The sequence below is a fragment of the Pseudoalteromonas sp. MMG013 genome (genome assembly GCF_018100885.1).
GTDB lineage: Bacteria > Pseudomonadota > Gammaproteobacteria > Enterobacterales > Alteromonadaceae > Pseudoalteromonas > Pseudoalteromonas aurantia.
Genome location: NZ_JAGJEE010000041.1, coordinates 26,464 through 47,177, shown reverse-complemented (window position 1 = coordinate 47,177; position 20,714 = coordinate 26,464). Strand labels below are relative to the sequence as shown.

The 20,714-nt window shown below is 41.4% G+C and carries 14 protein-coding genes; 5 read left to right on the top strand and 9 right to left on the bottom strand.

Annotation, left to right across the window (positions count from 1 at the left end; translation table 11 throughout):
* A partial coding sequence (locus J8L98_RS22480; RefSeq protein WP_348771924.1) for a TetR/AcrR family transcriptional regulator occupies positions 1–638 on the top strand: 638 nt, incomplete at its 5' end.
* Positions 639–867: 229 nt separating this feature from the next.
* Here the strand turns inward: J8L98_RS22480 and J8L98_RS22475 are convergent.
* Positions 868–3,549 carry an Ig-like domain-containing protein gene (locus tag J8L98_RS22475; RefSeq protein WP_210998305.1) on the bottom strand — a complete coding sequence of 894 codons (2,682 nt, stop codon included), beginning with the start codon at positions 3,547–3,549 and terminating at the stop codon, positions 868–870.
* Positions 3,550–4,012: 463 nt separating this feature from the next.
* Between J8L98_RS22475 and J8L98_RS22470 the strand changes: the two genes are divergently transcribed.
* Entirely contained in the window at positions 4,013–5,428 is a 1,416-nt protein-coding gene (locus J8L98_RS22470) for an endonuclease/exonuclease/phosphatase family protein (protein ID WP_210998304.1), read from the top strand.
* Positions 5,429–6,154: 726 nt separating this feature from the next.
* Here J8L98_RS22470 and J8L98_RS22465 read toward each other — a convergent pair.
* The 5 genes from J8L98_RS22465 to J8L98_RS22445 all read right to left on the bottom strand — a co-directional run bounded on the left by J8L98_RS22465 (position 6,155) and on the right by J8L98_RS22445 (position 11,778).
* Positions 6,155–7,267: a sigma-70 family RNA polymerase sigma factor gene (locus J8L98_RS22465; protein WP_210998303.1), complete on the bottom strand. Its 1,113-nt coding sequence runs from the start codon at positions 7,265–7,267 to the stop codon at positions 6,155–6,157.
* A gap of 198 nt (positions 7,268–7,465) precedes the next feature.
* Positions 7,466–8,482 carry a hypothetical protein gene (locus J8L98_RS22460; protein WP_210998302.1) on the bottom strand — a complete coding sequence of 339 codons (1,017 nt, stop codon included), beginning with the start codon at positions 8,480–8,482 and terminating at the stop codon, positions 7,466–7,468.
* A gap of 205 nt (positions 8,483–8,687) precedes the next feature.
* Positions 8,688–9,533: an HDOD domain-containing protein gene (locus tag J8L98_RS22455; RefSeq protein WP_192506589.1), complete on the bottom strand. Its 846-nt coding sequence runs from the start codon at positions 9,531–9,533 to the stop codon at positions 8,688–8,690.
* Positions 9,534–9,605: 72 nt separating this feature from the next.
* Complete coding sequence (locus J8L98_RS22450; protein WP_210998301.1) at positions 9,606–10,037, bottom strand: hypothetical protein; 432 nt, start codon at positions 10,035–10,037, stop codon at positions 9,606–9,608.
* 220 nt (positions 10,038–10,257) lie between these two features.
* Positions 10,258–11,778 (bottom strand): CYTH and CHAD domain-containing protein, encoded by a 1,521-nt coding sequence (locus J8L98_RS22445; protein ID WP_192506586.1) that lies wholly within the window; start codon positions 11,776–11,778, stop codon positions 10,258–10,260.
* A 164-nt stretch (positions 11,779–11,942) separates the two neighbouring features.
* Between J8L98_RS22445 and J8L98_RS22440 the strand changes: the two genes are divergently transcribed.
* Positions 11,943–12,578, top strand: a complete 636-nt coding sequence (locus J8L98_RS22440) for a TIGR04211 family SH3 domain-containing protein (protein ID WP_210998300.1) — start codon at positions 11,943–11,945, stop codon at positions 12,576–12,578.
* A gap of 74 nt (positions 12,579–12,652) precedes the next feature.
* Here J8L98_RS22440 and J8L98_RS22435 read toward each other — a convergent pair whose 3' ends face one another.
* Complete coding sequence (locus J8L98_RS22435; RefSeq protein ID WP_192506584.1) at positions 12,653–13,132, bottom strand: winged helix-turn-helix transcriptional regulator; 480 nt, start codon at positions 13,130–13,132, stop codon at positions 12,653–12,655.
* 311 nt (positions 13,133–13,443) lie between these two features.
* On the opposite strand from J8L98_RS22435, the gene putA reads away from it, so the two are divergent.
* Together putA and J8L98_RS22425 are read left to right on the top strand one after the other, a co-directional pair.
* Positions 13,444–17,247 carry a bifunctional proline dehydrogenase/L-glutamate gamma-semialdehyde dehydrogenase PutA gene (gene putA, locus J8L98_RS22430; RefSeq protein ID WP_210998299.1) on the top strand — a complete coding sequence of 1,268 codons (3,804 nt, stop codon included), beginning with the start codon at positions 13,444–13,446 and terminating at the stop codon, positions 17,245–17,247.
* A 147-nt stretch (positions 17,248–17,394) separates the two neighbouring features.
* A complete protein-coding gene (locus J8L98_RS22425) occupies positions 17,395–18,591 on the top strand; it encodes an HD-GYP domain-containing protein (protein ID WP_210998298.1) in 1,197 nt (398 codons plus the stop codon).
* A gap of 25 nt (positions 18,592–18,616) precedes the next feature.
* Here the strand turns inward: J8L98_RS22425 and J8L98_RS22420 are convergent, their stop codons facing one another.
* On the bottom strand, positions 18,617–19,678 hold the full coding sequence (locus J8L98_RS22420; RefSeq protein WP_210998297.1) for a general secretion pathway protein GspB: 1,062 nt from the start codon (positions 19,676–19,678) through the stop codon (positions 18,617–18,619).
* Between the two features lie 9 nt (positions 19,679–19,687).
* A complete protein-coding gene (locus tag J8L98_RS22415; RefSeq protein ID WP_210998296.1) occupies positions 19,688–20,602 on the bottom strand; it encodes an AAA family ATPase in 915 nt (304 codons plus the stop codon).
* Positions 20,603–20,714 lie beyond the last annotated feature (112 nt).

Genomic DNA, 20,714 nt, shown 5'->3' with positions numbered 1-20,714 from the left:
CATCTTCTATTCCAAAACCCTTATCCAAACCTGAGGTTAAGTACATGAAACTATCAGACAAAAAACGATTACAAATATTAGATGCGGCACAAGATTTATTTTATCAATACGGACTAGACCAAACCAGTATGGATGCGGTGTCGAGTCATGCTGGGGTATCTAAGCGCACCGTCTATAATCATTTTTCCTCAAAAGAGGTACTGTTTCATGCGATTTTAGACCGCATGCTCGAAAAGGTCGCCAATGTCAGTGCTATAGAATTTGACAGTACTCGTCCGATACAAGCCCAATTAACCGACATTGCCACGCAAGAAGTGGCCTTACTTACTTCAAGCGAATTTTTAAAAATCGGTAAAATTGCCTTTATGCAAATGCTGCAACAGCCTGAACTGGCCAAATCACTCTCAGCTAATTCTATCGGCTGCATGACATATTTTAGTGAGTTTTTAATGCAAGCCTCTGCCGCTGGTGCACTCAAAATCACAGATGCTGACTACGCAGCAAAGCAGTTTGTGTATCAATTAAAGTCATTCACTTTTTATCCACTACTTTACGGCTTTGAAGAGGTCAGTGACATAGCAATGAACCGAGCAATTGAAGAAACGGTGATGATGTTCATTGCACGGTATCAGCCTTAAAAGTAATAAGTAAGCGCTAACTTTAGCCTCTAACAACTCGCTTTTTAATGAATTTTATTACCCGTTAACAACGTAATATAAGTAAAATAATAAGCTAGGCTCGATTTTATTTTTTGACAATAGTGTCAAAAAAGGCATTGATTGACCTGCCAGCAAAGTCAGTGGCAAGCCAAAATAAAAGCGTAATTCAGACCTCGGCTTTAAGCCTGAATTACTACTCAACATTCAATTAAAGTGTATAGCGTCGTTGCATACCAACAAGCAACAATCCAAGTAAATAAAACCAGCTTACCGTGCCGCCGCTACTGTCATTACTGTTACCCGTCGCATCCGTTGAAACTGGCTGAGTGGAAATAGTCACATTGACTTTTTTACTTGCCGTCACCCCTACTGCATCAGATACCATCACAACAAAGCTATCTGTACCTGCGGTGCTGGTGTTAGGTGCATATGTTACAACGCCCAGGCTATCAACATCGGCACTACCTAGCGTAGCTTGATCGGTAATTTCAAAGGTTAACTTATCACCATCGACATCTGCCACATCAAGTGCAACACGCTTAGTTTGGCCTAATCCAACTAACAGAGTGACAGGTTGGTCATTAAATAAAGGTGCATCATTGACGGGCTTTATATTGATTGTTAAGTTAAATTCACTCGCGCCACCGTGAGCATCCGTTACCAGTAGCTTTGCGGTATCGGTACCATTGGCGTTACCTGCTCCTACATAGCTTAAACTGGTATTGTCTTGAATTGTAACAGTACCCTTTGTTGGCTCATCAAGAATACTAAACGTGACACTATCGTTTTCATTATCTGATGGCGAAAGGGCGGTCATCGTTTGACCATCCTCATCTAAATTCAACGTCAAATCACCTTGCTTTGGTGCAAAATTTATGTAAGAGCGCTGTAAACGCCCTGCGCTATTCATAGGTACCGTAAACAAATCATTCTCAAAACCGGCGCCAATCCCATTGGTATTGATCTCTAAATTCTCATCAACCAGCGCTGGCTTTTCAGGTACCGAGATATCGAGTAAAGCACCGTGAGAGCCGATTGCAATCAAGTAATTGCCATCAATGTGTAATGTGGCATCACCTGTACTGCGACCCACTTCAACACTAGGTAATACAACGGGCTCAGCCGGGTTACTTATATTATAAGGCGTGATTGCAAAGCGCCCATTCTCAAGAACTACTGGAATATAAAGATAATTACCTTTAACAGCAACATTGCCATATATATTATTGTTACGCTTAATACGGGTGAGCTCAGTTACGTTTGATAAATCTGACGTATCATACACAATAACCTCACTAGGTAATCCCGTAGATACAAATAGTACATGCTCAGACGCGACCATTCCCAGAGTGTAAAAAGCGCTTATTAACTCTATTTCTATAGTCGAGATTATATTTTTTGACTCATCAATGAAGCTTAACTGACCATGCGCTGCAGCTGCATAGCCATTTTTAAGTTTAATAATCTGGCCATCTCTGCCTTGGCCACCCAAGCTGCCATGACGTGTGCCGACATTGATATTGTTTTTTAAATTTTCAACCAAATGAGACTCTAATTCAGCACTATGATTAATAACCACTTCATCATCCTCCCATACAACGCCTTTTAGGCTATATCCACCATCGTACGTTGCATTGAGCGACGCAGGGTCGGTATCGCCCACGCCCCAAAAATACATACGACCAAAGGCGGCGACCGCAAGTTCATTGCCCTGCATAGCAATGTCTCCTACAACACCTGATTGAGAGAAGTGATGTAAATTGGTTAACGTTGTGTTATCTTCAATTTTTAAAGAAGAAATGCCTTCAAAGCCCTGTGTAATAAATAATGTATCATCAGCAATGTGCATATCACGGTTGAATCCAGAATCTAATATTCTTGATGTGAACCTATGCGAAATCGTTTTGTCATGACCTATTTGAAAAATATCCACGTCTCCATAAGTGTCTAAACCAAAAATTAAGTTACCTTTTACTTCAAGGGCGCTATAATAAGAGCTACTTTCATGCTCAAAGATAACTTGTAACGCATTGCCTTTCAGTTGTGCAACCTGAAAGCCCCACATATGATCAGACAATAGCCACAAATCTCCAGACATTTTAGAAAGGTGATACCTCGACTTTGCGTTTTTAAGTGTCAGCTCGACAGCCGCTTGCAGTGAGCCATCATCTGCCAACGGCAGCTTATAAAGCCCTGCGGGGGTGTCATCTTGATTACTACTTGTAAGGTATAAGGCGTGATTGTCATAAGAGACACTGAAGCTATCAGAGTGATCTGGTTCATTGGGTCTTATATCAAAATTGACTGTGCTGTTGTGTTTTATTACGCCATTATCATCAATGTTAAAGTGGATTACTGACATTCCACCTTTGGGATCCACTGGACTCCAGTCACCACTCACAACATACAAATTACCGCGGTTACCGGAAACAAGCTGAGCCTGACTACTAAAACCATTAGCACTTAACTCATTAACAATAAAAAGGTTTCCATTTTTCAATGTTGCAGAAACGAGATGAATACCGAAGCTATTTCCAGCTAGCATCATCCAATACCCATTGACATAACTTAAGTCGAGAATACTCCGATAAGGGAAGTCTTCTTTTGGACTAATTAATGGCGTTTGACTGATAAGATCAAACCCTTTGTCGCCATACCGCAACACATCAATAGTCCCACTTTTATCGTCGCTACCTGCGCCTGCAAGCCCAGATACGAGCAACACACCATCGTGGTAAGCCATTTTATGGTAAGGATCTGAACCAAAAGCCTCTTTTAGTATTAATGAAGCCGCTTTTTCTTGTGCATTGCCCGCAAACGCGGTTAAAAATAGTGTGGTTATTAAGAACGTATTTCTCATTATTAAAGAAATACTTTTGTATATACTCATGAGTTTTCCATGTATTTATTATCATCGAATCCAATCAGGTATTTCCTAAATTACAACTCAGTAAAGTTTGTAGTCTGTTAGTCATGTATGTTACCTGTGGTAAGAGCGCGAAATTATAATCAATTGCTAACTTTGTTTCAATAATATCAACAAAAATTCAAAGTACGCTCTGATCTCAGATAATAAATATCGCATACCGAACCCGCCCAAAAAAGCAACCAGTAGCTAAAGTAATGCGCTCCTCTTATCAAATAAAAAGTGTCAAATGACCGGTTCAATTACATCTAAATGACTTGTAGCTCACACCAAAAATCTACATTATGTTGCCGCCCATTTGTAATTCTCACTTTAAAGCCATATGGCTGTGTAAAATAACTGTAAAATCACTTTAATCTGGACTATACCAGATTGTCATTTTTATTTATTAACTTGGTTATGCTCTTTTAATAACCAAGTTAATATTATGAACAAGACACTCAAAGCAAGCTTAGCCACTTTATTATTTGTACCGACGCTTCATGCACAACCTGCGTGTGATACGACCCAAAATCAATTTACCTTAATTAACTGGAACGCATGGGAGATGGGTAACAACACTCGCTACCCATTTTCAGCGGTTAGGCAAAATCTGCTTCAATACAATCCAGATGTGATCACACTGCAAGAAATTAAGCATTGCGGTAATGGCTTTTATTCTTTATTTCAACCTAACGTTGATTTTAATTATGCCAATATGTGGTGTGCACAAGCTCAAGCATATCCTGGTACTGGCGCAGGTTCGGCGGGAAGTTATGGTATTGGAATTGCCAGTCATTATTCGAGCCTTTCGGATAAAGTACTCCATGAGATTAATGGTAGAACCATATTAGGTGCAAAGTATCACATTAATGGTAAAGCAATTTGGGTATGGTCGGCGCACACCGCGTTTGTAACAAGCGAAACCGATAAAAAACGACTGCAAAACTTTAATACGATAAGCGCCGTAATTAATGACCATGTGTTACCCAACGAAGCCGTTATATTAACCGGTGATTTTAATGCTAATCTAGACGACCCTTGGGGAAGTAATGACCCTGAGCGAGGTGAAATGCAAGTTTTTTGGGACAATGGTTTTGAAGACCTGTGGCGCGAGCAATACCCTGATATCAACGATAGTTTGGGCTACACATACTACAACATAAGCAGAATTGACTACATTTTAGCGAGAAACCTGCCTGAGCATTGGCATATAGATGCCTTAGAGGTACTCAATAATGTGTGGTGCGATTTAGGCTTAAATAATGAAGGGAAATCGATAAGTTGTGGTGCGGATGGAAGCATAGATCACGACCCCATACTACTGCGATTTGATACCAGTGATCATGCAAACCAAAAAACACGTATCGCATTGCTAAAAAACACAGGAGCAGAACAAGGCACTGCACACTGGAGTGGTGATATAGAGTCGCTCAACAGCAACACATGTGATTCCGTACCCGCAGCACACGGCTCGAAGCTTTTCGCTGTCGGGGGAGTATGTACCAATGAAAGTGCGTTAGGCCACGCATCACAGCATGTTGATTTAAACGATTACGCTGCTGATATCCAGCGGGGTAATACAACCTTATACTGGGGTGGCCTGCTTCGCAATTATAATGGCACAGATGTGCCTAGCATGACTGTTTCATTTCATGATGCACAAGGCAACACCCTTGCCTCTCATCCAGCAAGAGGGTCACTGAGGTCGTCTTGGACTTTACAATCAAATAAAGCGTTAGTACCTGAAACCACCAGTTACGCGGTCATACATTTAACAGGGACTCGTCATGGCGGAACAGATAATGATAGCTATTTCGATGAAGTATTTTTAGACATTGAAGTGGCCAGTGGCTGTGAGTAACCTAGCCAGTTAAGCGTATCTTAGTCAGTTAAGCGTATCTTAGTCAGTAACGCATAAGAAATAAGCGCTTATAAATATTGAAACGATGAGCACATGCTATCAGTGATAACTATACTACGTGCCCGTGTTATTTTATATCTTGTGCGTTTTATTTCTACAACGCTCTATATCTATGTATGTAACCTCAGCTCTGGATAAGCGAATTTGCCCAATAAAGCTATTTTTCTCATTCTCGGCGTTGCTTTCATTTGTAATAGCCCGCTATTACTGCATAAAAGTGCCTTGATATTGAACAAAATATCATCATTGGATTGTAAGTAAGTTGGTTTACAAAATACTTCCTATTCCAAAACCCTTATCCAAACCTGAGGTTAAATAACCTCAGCTCTGGATAAGCAAATTTGCCCAATAAAGCTATTTTTCTCACTCTCGGCGTTGCTTTCATTTGTAATAGCCCGCTATTACTGCATAAAAGCGCCTTGATATTGAAAAAAATACCATCATTGGGTTGTACGTAAGTTGGTTTACAAAATATTTCCTATTCCAAAACCCTTATCCAAACCTGAGGTTATGTAAATTTAAAGTCTTAGGCGTTTAATTATAAGCGCCTAAACAAACAGAACTATCAACTCGGTTGATGCGCCTCATCTCTCACTATCGTTAATTTGTTCTGAAGGTTAACCCAACGCCATAACACTATCCAGAGTGCTATCACATCGTATTCTTTTACATTAAATAAGCTAAGCGGCCACTGTTCTCAAGACCAAAATACAGTCCTGCGCCGCCTCCTATAGCCCCAAAAATAAGGCCTAATAACCCTCCAATATACTGTACTCTTTGCTGGCTTTTAGTGGCCCCCGCACACAGCTTGTGGGTAATCTTGTTAAGATGCAATGTGCTCCAAACGAGCCAACCCACAATGACCATAAAACCCAATACAGGAATTAGCCAACCTTGTGTAAACCCGTAACCTAGGCTCATGACGCCAGCCCCGATACCAACTGCAATAAAATTATGATTTCTTATTTGTGTTACTGCTTGCCTATCGCGTTCATTATCTAACTTATTTGAAACTAAGCGGGAACTCCACCATATCGCAAACATCGCTGCTAGTGCGCCAATACCAGCCCCACCTAACATCATCAACAACTTACTGTACCAAGGTGTTGGCGCAGCAGCTGCACCAATCGACGCCGCAACAGGGGTTGATGATATGCTTATAGCACTAAGACTCGCCAGTTCTATTGGTGCATTGGCTAAAATAACACGGCCATAGTCGTTTAATATTTGCGACTTAATTTTTTCTCGTACTCGTTGTAAACGCTTTCTGACTGTTGCAGGTTCAAGGTCGAGCAAACGCGCTACGGCTTCACAACTTTGTTCTTCGCGATAATACAGTAAAGTAATCTCTCGGGATTCATCTGGAAGCTGCTCAACCAAATGCGCGATGAGTTGTCTCTGCTCTGCTTGCTGCAGTGTCATTTCTAAATCAGCCCCGTCACAGGCTAACTTTGCCAATAGCTTTGCGGCAGTCTCCACATCTAATTCAACATTTACTGTATTACGGCGTAAGCTATTCATGGCAGTATATCGCGTAATTTGACGAACCCAAGATAAAAAGCAGCTCGGTTCTTTAAGTTGATTTATATCTGACCATACCTTGATATACACCTTTTGCATCACATCTTTAGCTGCATCAATATCACGAACAATGCCTATTGCAATACACTCAACAACGTTGCGAGAGTATTTTATTAACAACGTAAAAGCATCAACATTACCCGTTTGTGCCCGTAATACCTGAGTGTTTAATTCGGTCTCTGTAAGCATGTCTGTCATCTATTTTCTCTTATTAAAGTAAGCTTACTAACAAGACACCACCCAAGCACACCGTGTGACCACAATACGCATATTTTTATTTCTATTCATTTACCCTCACTTTAAGCCCATACGTTTCAAGTCCCGTTTTTAGAACCTAAAAATTAAACCCTAATCACGTCAATGCACGACAAGGGTTTAAATTGCGTTCTTATCCCTTTATGGCTCACTGCCATCTTGTCCGGCCCACGTCCAAGATGGGTATAACGTGCCATTTACTGTGGCATTGTTTCCCACTAAAATAGACTGCGGTTTATTTACTTTGACCCAATTACTGGCTGTTGAATGCTCGAGTTCAAACACCACATTACCATACAAAAAATATGGCCCCGTGATAGACGAATTCCGATATGCCGCAAACAACGTTTGCCCCCCCATTTGCAACTGGCCCACTGAGCTTTCGCGATTCACATCAACCGCAGCCTTGCTCCAGATCATCAAAGAATCGATGTGTGTTTTATTATCTGCTAAAAAATAACCATTGCCCGACACTTGCACTGCTAAAAATCGGTTTGCCGTATTTGAACGTGCCATAGAGGTATCTAATACATCGACCATATTGTCTTCATTGTCGGCATCAAATTGTGCAACCGAACTGCCTGATATCGCAAAACCAGACTTTGAGAATTGTGCAATATACGCGGTACTATTATCAGTGATAACAAAAGGATAAAGTACATCGCTGGTAGAAGATTTAGCATTAGACGTGATATTTTGTAACGTAGCAACGCTGTTCTGAGTTACGGTTATGGCACGCGTATTACTGTCGACTTGAATATTGAAGTCTTTCAAAACAACAGTGCTGTTCGCAATTCTTAGTGCTTCTTGTGCCTCGACGCCCGTACCCAGTACAATCGAGCCACTTTGCTCTGCGTCGTTGCTAATTTCGATATTCCGTTGCGCAATAATAACGGGCCCAGAGCACGCGCCGCTCACTGTAAATCTGCGCGGCTGTATCGTCCAACGACTGTAAGATATGGCTTTATTCAGTGCTTGAGGGTCGGTGTTACAGTTTACGCGTGTTGCCCATTGCGGTGAATGAATTAACGCAGCGTCCTGCTGTTGAATTTCACGGTATTGATCATCATTGATGTTATTATGCGCGAGTGCGTGGTTAACAGCGAATAGGCTTGTTATCACCCCAACGCATATTATGATCCGCTTATGATTGGTCATTAAACTATCCTTTTTACATGTTATTGTTTCTTGTCGATTTTTCGTACAAGCTGCAAAGGCTCATCTCAGTCGTAAATAACTGAAAATAATATACGTTTGCAAATACAAACCATAATGTAACTAGGTAGTCGGCGCAATTGATTGTATAAAAAACAAACATGAAAAAACATCAGGTGTAAACCTATTGCCCATGTCAGGTATTAATTTAGTGAATAAAAAACTCTTCAACATCTTCTTTGATATCGGTGTACTCATCGTCACTGAGCTCTAGCGCAATCATCACATCATCTCTAAAGGCGTGCCAATCAGCACAAGAGCGAAAGCTTTTTGCTTCAAAAGCCAAGTTCTCAGCTAATTTCAACGCAGCAAACGTGGCTTTATCAACTTTGTCTTGATCACTATTTAAATAATCACAGTCATGATGGCGTAGAATCATTTGGCATATTGATTTAGGTAGGTGCCATGATGTTGCCAAGAAGTACCCCACAACCGTATGGTTTGTTGGATATACATGCTCTTCATACATCACCAATGTTTTTTCTGGCCGTTCGGCCGCTTTCGTTAGTAGCTGCGCATAATTATCGTATTTCATCGCCATTGCGGGAATGCCTGCATCATGAAATAAGCCAACTAACTGCAAGTTTTCGATGGGGATAGTCGGCTTAACTTGACGACCAATTAACATCGCTATTTGTGAAATATCAGATGCATTATCCCAAAATCGCTCTAATGAAATACTGCAATCATTTTGGCTAAACGCACTTTTTAGCAAATGCCCTGTCACCAACTGCGTTATACAATTTACACCCAAAAACATGACGGCCTGTTTAATATCAGTCACAGTTCTCGACATACCATAAGCAGGTGAATTAATGACTTTCAAAACGGCTGCTGACGTTGCAACATCTTCTAAAATAATTTTTGCGATTGTGCCAAGCTCGGGCTCATCTTGGTTTAATTCTACTTGTAACTTTTGCAATATTTCAGGCTTTGCAGGCAGGCTAAACCCTGAGCGTAAGTCGTCCAATACTTTGTCGTCAATATCAATCATAATACTTAACTACGAAAAAAGGATTTATTGAGTGTAGTTGAACAATAGCGAGCTGTCTTGGCAAAATCACCGTTAAAAATCGGTGCACGCACCGCCAGATATTGTCATTTTACTGACTCCGTATTTTTTATTTTTGAGCTGTGACCTTATCGCAATAAGTGTGTACCGAATACTTTTCAAGGTTTGCTTATTCACGAGCCACTTCGACAGTACACCATTTGGATTGGCATAAGCCACATACTCAATTCTAAGATCACTGCCTTGTTGAGAAAGCTGCCAAGTCGCTTTCACAGGTGCGACACGTATTGCTTTACTGTGTACTTGCCAAAGCTGCGTATCTTTTACTTGTAACTGATAATGCGTGGTGCTCACTTGGGTAAAGCATGAATGGGTGAGCATATCTCTATCTGAAATAGGCCATGGAGCACTGAAATATGTATGTACAATGCGCTCAGACGGTGTAGGGCTTGCAACCAAAGATACTTGCTGACTGGCACCAACCAATTAGGCACATTCTCTGTGTCATGCAGTAAATTAATAAAACGCCTAACGCTCGTATTTACATACAACGCAGACGCTTTAGCATGAATTAAACCTTTCCCTGCGGGCTTATGGTAGATGCTTAACTCCCCTTTCTCATACCACTTATACCATGACTCGGTATACCCTTGCGGTGATACAATACCGATTGCAACCCAAAACGGTAGCAATCGATATGGTGGGGCTATCGCCAATATGGCAACCCATTCACTGAAACGTCTCGACTTTGCTCCATCGCACTGACCAAGAAATCAGCTTTTTTCTCTAGCCAAGTTTGAATATCTCGTAATGCTTCGCTATCTTGCCCCCGACACAACTGCATCAAATATGACAGTGTGTCTAGTTCATAAATACCATAAACAATGTCAATCCAAGGCGTTCTAAATTCCTGGCGCAGTTCTTTATCATACAGTTTACCCAAACAATTGCCGCTCAATAACGTATTTTCCAACTGATGACGTAACCGTAAGTAATCCGTTTTTGTGAGTGCCTTGTTCTTGGGTAATAAAGCTCTTAAATCTTGCCAATCTTTATCGAAAAAACCTTTTGCCACTTCATGAACCGGTTGCTCAGCCGCATTAAGTGCCTTTTGGTCCCAATGTTGACGCCATTCTCTATCAACTAACCAACGGGTCAATGTTAAAATAAGACGGTTGTATCGCGCACAATGAAACAAGTCTTCAATATCTGTCGCTGTAGGCTGCACATCTTTTAAATCACTAATCACTTGAGATAACTCAGGTGCACTATTGATTTTTTTGTAATAGGCATGGCGTTTTGAAGTATAGGTTTTTAAATAAATTGCATTTTCTACCCACACCAGCTCATCAAGTAACCACTTAAACTCCCCCCGTAACTGTTCTGTTGTTTCTTTATCAACAATGTCAGAGAACAACCTAAATGTATGACGAATAAGTGTCACACCATCAATAATGCGTTTCAGTGTTTTTAAGCTTGGCTTGTTGAAATAACATTGTTCATGCTTTTGCACAAACTGAATACCATAATTAATTGAAGCAACGAGCGCCTGCTCTTGGGTGGCTCCAGGCTGCAATGGCACAAAGCCAATAAACTTATTTGGCTCAAGCGGCTTATTATCCGCTAATCGGTATCCTCTGGCCGCTTTAGAATAGAGCCCTAAACGCAACCCTGATAGATTGATTAAGTGATCGGCCAGTAAAAATAAATCATGACGAGTCCCTTCAACCAATTCAATCTCAAGCTCTGAAATTGGCTCTACTTGCCCTTGTGCAACCACTTCTCCTTTATCTAATACCACTTCAATTTTGCTGCCCTGCTCAGTTTCAATTAACCACGTTCTGCGGATGAAATTAGTACTGAAGATCGGGAATAAATTTTCGTTAATACTGCCCACTTGCATACCATGAGGCCAAATTATTGGATCAAAAGCCAGCAAGTCCGGTCGAACCGAATTCAGCGGTAAGTTATATTCAGGCCGTTGATGCAATCCCCCAACAACTTCTCCCGCCAACTTAATTGTTTGTTCACAGTCACTATCACAACAGCGGGTGCGCAGACCAATATCAAGTGCGCGCAATTCTCGGTTAGGCGTGTCGTAATATGCGTTTTTTAAATTCCGAGCGGGTTGGTTTTTGACGGTTTTTGCGAATTGAGTGATGAGTCCTGGTATAAGAGGAACTTCATTGTCTGAAAGTAAAAACTTCAGTTCTATTTCAGTGTCCATTAGGGCAAGTTATTACCTATATAATTATCGAACGCCCAAAATATACAATGCACCTACAGTTTGCAATCTTTTTACCATATGTTCTCGGAAGTTTTAGCTATCTCTTGCTATTGATCAGCTAAATCCATACTATTTGAAAAAATTAATAAATCTTGGGTCTAGGGATGTTAAAACGAATAATATTACCCAGTGTACTTGCGCTTATTTCCCACTTTTCAATTGCAGAAGAAGTTGAGCAAACACAATTAGCAGCAACGTCAGTGGCGGCAGTCGACAATACAACTGCAAACGCTGGATTTATCGTTGATAATCTATTTTTATATGCGCACTCTGGTCCGGGGAAAAACTATCGAATTCTTGGTTCTATAGATGCAGGAACTCAGATCCAAATTATTGCCGAACCGCAAAACGGTTACATTCAAATCATCGATGATAAAGGCCGTGAAGTGTGGGTTGAAGAAAAGTTTATATCCATGCAACCTGGATTAAAGCAGCAATTGAACAAAGCCAGCGAAACACTTAGCACAATGCAAAGCCAATTGGACGATGCACAAGCACAGCTGCCGCTATTACAACAAAGCAATGATAATCTAAATAGTGAAAATGCCTTACTACAAAAAAGTATTTCAGACTTACAAACGCAGTTAGCAACACAAAAACAAGAAAATGCGCTTAAAAAGCAAAGCGAGCAGCATACATTACTCGCTTATGGCGGTGGTATCGCTTTTGCTGGATTATTATTAGGGGTGATTTTAACAATCTTCTTATCGCGCCGTAAACGCTATGATGGATGGGCATAGCACCACAGTGATAATCAACGTTCGGGCCGATAGCGATCTCTCAGCCTGAACGTGATTCATGCTATATAATCGTATTATAAAATGGTCAAGCCACTGTCTGACTTAATATGTTCAATCACCATATAAGTATGGTTCGTACTCACGCCTGGTGTTTCTACAATTTTACCTAATACTTCTCGATATTGTGCCATATCCGCAACACGAATTGTGACAAGGTAATCAAAGCCACCAGCCACCATATCACAACTCACCACTTGCGGTATTTTAACAATATGTTCTCTAAATAGAGAAAACACCGCCTCTGTAGAGCTTTTTAACGTTATTTCTACATGTGCGACCAATGCTTGCCCTAGCTTCGCGGAGTTTAAACGCGCAGAGTAACCTTCTATATACCCTTCAGACTCAAGTTTTTTTACTCTGTCTAAACATGGGCTCGGGCTTAAGTTTACTTCTTTTGCCAAGTTAACATTAGATATTCGACCATTCCTTTGCAATACATCTAATATTGCTAAATCGATACGGTCTAATACACGAGTTCTAATCGAAGTTGTCATGCAGCATTTAATTCTGTTTCTGAGTGAGTTATCCCCTTAATTTACCGTATTTTCCCAAAATAAAACAGCATATACTGCTTATTCTCAGATAGAATGCCTGAAAAATTTGATACTAAACACAATGCATTTAGGCTAAATTTTAAACACGTTTTAAGTGTGATACTGTTTAGTCTCGCGCAATGCATTAATTAACTATGTTGTAATTAATTAGGCGCTGTTTGTGCCACTATGTAGTCTGACCCAACTTACCCCTGTCTGACTTGATATGTGTTAATTACGTGTGTTTTTGACTCCTTTTCTGAGGGTTCCTTATGCTTTACAACGGTGATTTAATTACTAACTGTCCTATTAGACAAAAAATCCGTGACTTCTATCGTATTGATGAAGAGCAAGTTATTGACCATATTTTGCCACTTGCTGAAGTAGGCGTGACGGCTCGAAGCCGTGCATGGGAACGCGCACGCCAAATTGTGGTAAACATTCGTAAAGACCAAGACGGTCAAAATGGCGTGGATGCACTATTAAATGAATTCTCACTTTCTTCAGAAGAAGGGGTGGTATTGATGTGTTTAGCCGAGGCGTTGCTGCGAGTACCTGATAAGGAAACTCAAGATAACCTCATTCGTGACAAATTAGCCAATGGTGATTGGAGTTCGCACCTAGGTAGTAGCGACTCTTTGTTTGTTAACGCATCTAGTTGGGGCTTGCTAGTTACCGGTAAAATGGTGAACTACACAGACAAAAATAAAGATCAACAGTTTGGTGTATTGAAAAAGACCATAGGCCGCTTAGGTGAACCAGTGATCCGTAAGTCTGTAAACTTTGCCATGAAAATCATGGGTAAGCAGTTCGTTATGGGGCAAAATATCGACGAAGCAATTGAACGTGCAGCTGAAAAAGAGCAAAAAGGCTATGTATATTCATACGATATGCTAGGCGAAGGCGCACGTACCATGGAGGATGCCCAGCGCTACTTTAATAGTTACATGAACGCGATTCACTCTATAGGTAAAGCAGCAAATGGCCGTGGCCCAATAAAAAGCCCCGGTATTTCAGTTAAGTTATCGGCAATACACCCGCGTTATGAATTCAGCCATCGTGAACGTGTACTTTCAGAAATCGTGCCAAAGCTAAAAGAGCTAGCATTAGCGGCTAAACACTATGATATTGGCTTTACTGTTGATGCAGAAGAAGCTGACCGACTAGACATCTCTTTAGATGTCATTGAAGCCGTTTTCTCTGATGATGAGCTTGGTGATTGGCAAGGGTTTGGTCTTGCTGTGCAAGCTTATCAAAAGCGTGCGATTTTCGTAGTTGAATGGTTAACAGACTTAGCCCGCCGTGTCGGCCGTAAACTCATGGTCCGTTTAGTCAAAGGCGCTTATTGGGATACAGAAATTAAAACCACACAACAAGATGGTTTAGATCACTTCCCTGTATTTACCCGTAAAGCAACAACAGATGTATCTTACAAAGCATGTGCCATTAAATTACTTGAAGCACGTGATGCGTTATTCCCACAGTTTGCAACACACAATGCTTACACGGCGGCAACTATCTTAGAAGTCGCCAAGGGTAATAACCAAGGCTTTGAATTCCAACGTCTGCATGGTATGGGCGAATCTTTATTCGATCAAATCGTAGAAAAAGACAACGTACAGTGTCGCGTGTATGCACCTGTTGGTCAACATGAAGACTTGTTAGCCTACCTCGTTCGACGTTTACTTGAAAATGGTGCGAATTCATCATTTGTAAATGCCATTGTTGACGTCACGAAACCTGTTGAGTCTTTATTACCTGACCCGGTTGAAACTCTGCAAAGCTTACGCAATAAATTTAATACCCAAATTACCTTACCAATTGAACTGTATGGTAATGAACGTGCCAATTCAAAAGGCATGGACTTAACTGACGTCAATGCTATTTCCCCCCTTAAAGACAATCTAGACAAGTGGTTCGAAGATAACCGGATCAATGAAGCAGATGTGAAAGAAGGCTTCCTAGCAGTACGTAACCCAGCAAATCATACTGAAGTCGTCGGTCAAGTGCCGCTTCATCAAAGTGATAAAATGCACTCGATGCTCGCAAACGCTGATAGTGCATTTGAAAGCTGGTCAGAAACACCGGTATCTGAACGTGCGGAGCTATTACGCCGCATTGCCGATATATTAGAGCGTCACCATGATGAGCTGGTGGCTATCTGTATTAAAGAAGCCGGAAAAATTACCCAAGACAGCATTGATGAAGTACGCGAAGCGGTCGACTTTTGCCGCTATTATGCAGCACGTGCAGAAGAGTTATCAGAAGATGAACGTTTTGAAGCGCGTGGCGTTATCTTATGTATTAGCCCTTGGAACTTCCCTCTGGCTATATTTCTAGGTCAAGTTGCCGCAGCCATAGTAACGGGTAATACCGTTATTGCGAAACCGGCAGAACAAACCAGTATGATTGCACTGCGTTGTATCGAGCTAATGCAAATTGTGGGTTTACCTGAACATGTTGTACAAGCGGTAATCGCGCGAGGCAGTGAAGTCGGTAAACACATAGTACCAGATGAGCGTATTCAAGCAGTGATGTTCACCGGTTCAACTGAAACAGGTACGTTAATCTCACAGATTCTTGCTGAACGGAATGACATTCAAGTGCCTCTTATAGCCGAAACCGGCGGTCAAAACTGTATGATCGTTGATTCAACGGCCTTACCAGAGCAAGTGGTTGATGATGTTATTTCATCGGGCTTCCAAAGTGCAGGTCAACGCTGTTCAGCACTACGGGTTTTATTCTTACAAGAAGATGTAGCCGATGGTATTATTAACATGCTAAAAGGCGCGCTACAAGAATTACACATCGGCGACCCTGCTCAACTAGATACTGATGTCGGCCCAGTTATTGACGAAAAAGCACTCAATACGCTTAGTGCACATGTTGAATACTTAAAAACCAATGGCAAGTTGTTGTTTGAATCGCCAATTCCTGATAATTCAGAAAATGGCGCTTATTTCTTTGCCCCTCGTTTATACGAAATTTCTGATTTATCCGTATTGAAACGTGAAGTATTTGGCCCTGTCGTGCACGTTATTCGTTATAAAGCCAGCGAACTAGACAATGTGATTGACCAAATCAATAACACCGGTTACGGCTTAACAATGGGCGTTCACTCTCGTATAGAAGAGCGTTGCCGCTATTTAGCTAAAATGTCTAGAGCAGGCAATGTTTACGTCAACCGTAATATGATTGGCGCGATTGTTGGAGTGCAACCTTTTGGTGGTCGAGGTTTGTCGGGGACTGGTCCTAAAGCGGGTGGCCCAAACTATTTGTATCGTTTGGTAAAAGAAAAAGCATCACCTGAAAACGTACAAATGACTAACTTAACCGCTGATGAGTTAGACACTCACAACTTTCCAGGTGCAACAGAGCAAGTCGATCGCTTGATGCGTAATTCAATGCGTGATGAAAAGATCTGGCGCGCAACGCCGTTAAACGACCGAGTTTCTGCTGTACGTCAATTGTTAGCCAAAATTGCCACCGTTGAAATTATTGACGACTTAGCAGACGATTTAGCAAAAACACTTGCTGATGCCCGTACTCAGTTGAATCGTTTAGAAAAACGTATGCGTACACATACGACCTTACCTGGACCAACAGGTGAGTCAAACACGCTTCATTTAGAAGCTCGTGGTTGTGTTGTATGTTACGCCGATAAAAGCACCTCATTTAACTTTTGGGCAATTTCTATTATTACTGCATTAGCTGCGGGTAATACAGTTATTACAGTTGCATCTGAGATTTTCTATGATGAAGCCCAAGCGTTTAGAGATAAATTTATCTCGACAGGCATCGCCGAAGGGGTATTCCAGGTTGCAAAACCGAATCAACTACATGCTGTTTTAACGCACCCCCACCTTGCGGGTGCAGTTGTTGCTGCGCGCTCATCACGTTTAGGGTACTTTAGTCAGCAATTGGCCGCGCGTAGTGGTGCCATTTTACCGGTTATCAGTGCTGAGTATTATGATACTTTGATCAGTCGTTTAGTTACGGAAAAAACCATCAGTATAGATACCACCGCATCAGGGGGTAACACTTCTCTAATGACGTTGGTTGAAGATGATGAATAAAGATTAATAATCTCAACGGGCATAAGCCAGCAGCTTATGCCCATTTCATTTTTAATCGCTCGCCAGTAAATTTCCCCCTCTTTAGTACTACCGCTTTTATTAATCTTTGCTAGTCTTATAAGTCTTACTTTATGTTTAGGGCTCAAGATGAAAATAATAAATATCAAGGACTTGAAACCTGGCATGTATGTCGCTGGTGTAATTAAGCAAACGGGTCACATAAAGATAAAAAGTCAAGGCTGGGTAAAAACGCAACAGAGCATTGACAAGTTAGTATCAACGGGTGTACTTGAAGTAGAAATAGACCCAGATAAAACCATCCAGAATGAACAACAACAAGCCCCTCCTCCCATTGCTGAGTCAATCCCTGAAACCGTATTTAATCCATGGCACAAATCCGCTAGTATCGAGTCGGAACTAACGCAAGCCACTAAACTGTATGATGAAGCCAAAACGCTGCAACAAAAAGCTTTTGTAGACTTACAATCGGGTGGGCCAATCAATATTTCCGCTTTTAAAGAAACAGCTCATGGATTGATTGATTCCGTATTTCGAAATCAAGATGCCCTAGCGTGTATTGCACGTATCCGAGAAAAAGACACCTATCTGCTAGAACATTCTATTAATGTCTCAATACTCATAAGTATTTTTGCCAAACATATGGGCATTGAACGCCCTATAATAGAGCAAATGGCGACGGGAGCGCTACTGCACGATATTGGTAAAGTACACATTCCAGATACTATTTTACAAAAACCATCTCAACTAACAAAAGATGAATTTGAAGTAATGAAAAGCCATGCTAAATATAGCTTTGACATCGTACTACAGGCTCAGCTGGGTAAAATCGCTACTGAAATAGCGGGTTATCATCATGAGCGGCTCGATGGGTCGGGATACCCATATGGATATAAAGCGGATGAGCTGTCTCAGTACGTCAAAATGGCAGCCATTGTAGATGTATATGATGCACTGACCGCTGAGCGAATTTACAAAGTCGGCATGACACCGGTCAAAGCATTCAAAATACTTAAAGAAGGCACCCCGCACCACTACGACACCGAGCTCCTAAATATATTCATTAATGCCATTGGGGTTTACCCAGTTGGCACGCTCGTCAAGCTCACTAGCCAAAGAGTCGGTATTGTTTGTGCCAGTAACCCTGAGTCACCTTTGAAGCCGACGGTTAAAGTATTCTATCACGCCAAACATATGCATTATGTTGAAGTGAAAGACATCGATCTATCTAACAAGCGAGTTGATGATAGTTTAGAGGCCGCGATAAAGCCGGAAGAATTTAACTTAGACTTGTTAAAGTTCTTCCGTCATTCAATGCTACCTTAACGCCAACATAACCCATACCACGGTATTAAAGCGGCCAATCTTGCATTGCTTTTAAGGTGAACTCATAACCATCAAAATCAAACAATGCCTGTTCAGGCGTGATTTCTAATAGCTGTAGTACACCTATACTATCCCCTTCATACAGATCGCGATTATTCAACTTTATCCAGCGCTTATCCGCTTCGGTGGCATAAATATGTGCCTGATATCGTAATCGTGGAATACTGTTTTGCAGCTCGATAGGTAAAAGCTCGATGGGCGTCGCCCTTGCAGAGTCTTTACTCGTTGCAATCACTTCGCTCTCTTGGCTGCCTTCAGTATCAGCAACCGCCTGAGCAAAGGCGTCTTTGAGCTCATCTGACACCTTATCTAACTCAGGATCATGATAACTCGCTTGCTCATTCAACGGCTTACCAAGTACGCGATATTGGCTCATATCGATACTTGATGCGTCATGCGTGTTCGGGGTTTGTGCTGCTATAACTGGTTGTCTGGTGTTTTGTTGGGCTAGGATATTGGGCTGCGTCAAACTTTGTAGCCCCGTATTACGTTGAACAAATTGCGGCTGAACGATATGTGCTTGATTAACCATTGCTTGTTGATTAGCGACTGGCACTAAGCGTTGTTCATATACCGCTTGACCAGATACATCAACACCAATTTGCACCGATGCCCATTGATACTGAACACTTGCCTGTATTGGCTTTACCACTGGGTTTACTACCGTTTGTGGTTGCGTTATCTGATTTTGATTTGCAGCTCGACTGACTATCGATTGCTCCACAGAAGTCGAATTAACTTGCGAATCACTTTTCGCCACACCTTCAACCGCTGGTTGTTGCACTTGTTGATTGCTTTTTTGCGTAACAACAGCGTTACTAATCAACTCAACTTGCGCTGGTGATTGCATAAACTTACCAGTTGCATATCCTGCGACAAGTGCACCACCAAACACTAAGACACCGCCTAATCCAAGAGAAAGCCGACGATAAAACTTCAATTGCTTCTCGTGTTGATAAGACAAATGCACCTGCTCTGAGGTTGCTGTGTGTTCTGATTGCTTTAAAGCATTGAATAAATATGACATTTAATTTCACTATACAATATATGACAGGCCAAAGCCTGAGATAAATAACAAGGCACACGTGGCTGTAACCTGCCATTGCAAGCTGATTTTTTGAGCCACTTCTTGCGGAACTAAATCAAGTGGCAATGCTTCTTGTGCAGCTTGTTGTGCAATCGTTTTATTAACGATCATCTTCTGGGCTGAAAAAGCGCCGAGTAAGCACCTATCTGCCAACAAATTTAATAATCTGGGTATTCCCGCCGTTGCTTTGTGCATAAAAGCAATTGCATCATGGTCAAATAACGAAGCCTCACAGCCCGCTTTATTCAAACGATGCTGAATATACGCAAAGACCTGTGCTTCAGTTAACGGCAATAAGTGGTAACGCGCCGTGATCCGCTGTGCTAACTGTCGTAACTCATTCCGCTGTAAAAGTTGTTGTAACTCGGGCTGGCCAACTAATACAATTTGCAATAACTTTTTATGATCTGTCTCTAAATTTGTCAGTAGCCGCAATTGCTCAAGGACTTCAGGCGCTAAATGTTGTGCTTCATCAATGATCAACATGGTATGACCACCCAGTTCATGATTACTGAGCAAGCGGGCTTTGATAATATCAGTTAAACGCTTTAGCGTTGCGTTATCAGCATCATATTCTATGTTTAACTCATCACATATACTGGCCAATAGTTCCATTTCAGACAAAGCTGGGTTCAAAATAAAAGCAACTTGAGTGCTGTCAGGTAATTGAGCGAGCATACTGCGTGTCACAGTCGTTTTACCAGTCCCTACCTCGCCTGTCAGTAATACAAAGCCACCAGCATCACCTAAACCGTATGTTAAGTGTGCGAGCGCTTCTTTATGTCTGTCACTCAAAAACAAGTATTCTGGATTTGGCGCAATTGAAAAGGGTTTTTCATTCAACCCAAAGTAGCGTAAATACACGATGCGTCTCTTTATTGTTATGATGCAGCCTATAATGGCAAAAAAAGCCAACAAGTTAAAACCTTGTTTCTAATTTTGTGAAATTAGTTTATTCCGTTAGACAAGATTTGAG

Bases quoted from the DNA above. Each gene is read 5' to 3' on its own strand.
- J8L98_RS22475 (WP_210998305.1), bottom strand. From the start codon at position 3,549: ATGAGTATATACAAAAGTATTTCTTTAATAATGAGAAATACGTTCTTA.
- J8L98_RS22470 (WP_210998304.1), top strand. From the start codon at position 4,013: ATGAACAAGACACTCAAAGCAAGCTTAGCCACTTTATTATTTGTACCG.
- J8L98_RS22465 (WP_210998303.1), bottom strand. From the start codon at position 7,267: ATGACAGACATGCTTACAGAGACCGAATTAAACACTCAGGTATTACGG.
- J8L98_RS22460 (WP_210998302.1), bottom strand. From the start codon at position 8,482: ATGACCAATCATAAGCGGATCATAATATGCGTTGGGGTGATAACAAGC.
- J8L98_RS22455 (WP_192506589.1), bottom strand. From the start codon at position 9,533: ATGATTGATATTGACGACAAAGTATTGGACGACTTACGCTCAGGGTTT.
- J8L98_RS22445 (WP_192506586.1), bottom strand. From the start codon at position 11,778: ATGGACACTGAAATAGAACTGAAGTTTTTACTTTCAGACAATGAAGTT.
- J8L98_RS22440 (WP_210998300.1), top strand. From the start codon at position 11,943: ATGTTAAAACGAATAATATTACCCAGTGTACTTGCGCTTATTTCCCAC.
- J8L98_RS22435 (WP_192506584.1), bottom strand. From the start codon at position 13,132: ATGACAACTTCGATTAGAACTCGTGTATTAGACCGTATCGATTTAGCA.
- putA (WP_210998299.1), top strand. From the start codon at position 13,444: ATGCTTTACAACGGTGATTTAATTACTAACTGTCCTATTAGACAAAAA.
- J8L98_RS22425 (WP_210998298.1), top strand. From the start codon at position 17,395: ATGAAAATAATAAATATCAAGGACTTGAAACCTGGCATGTATGTCGCT.
- J8L98_RS22420 (WP_210998297.1), bottom strand. From the start codon at position 19,678: ATGTCATATTTATTCAATGCTTTAAAGCAATCAGAACACACAGCAACC.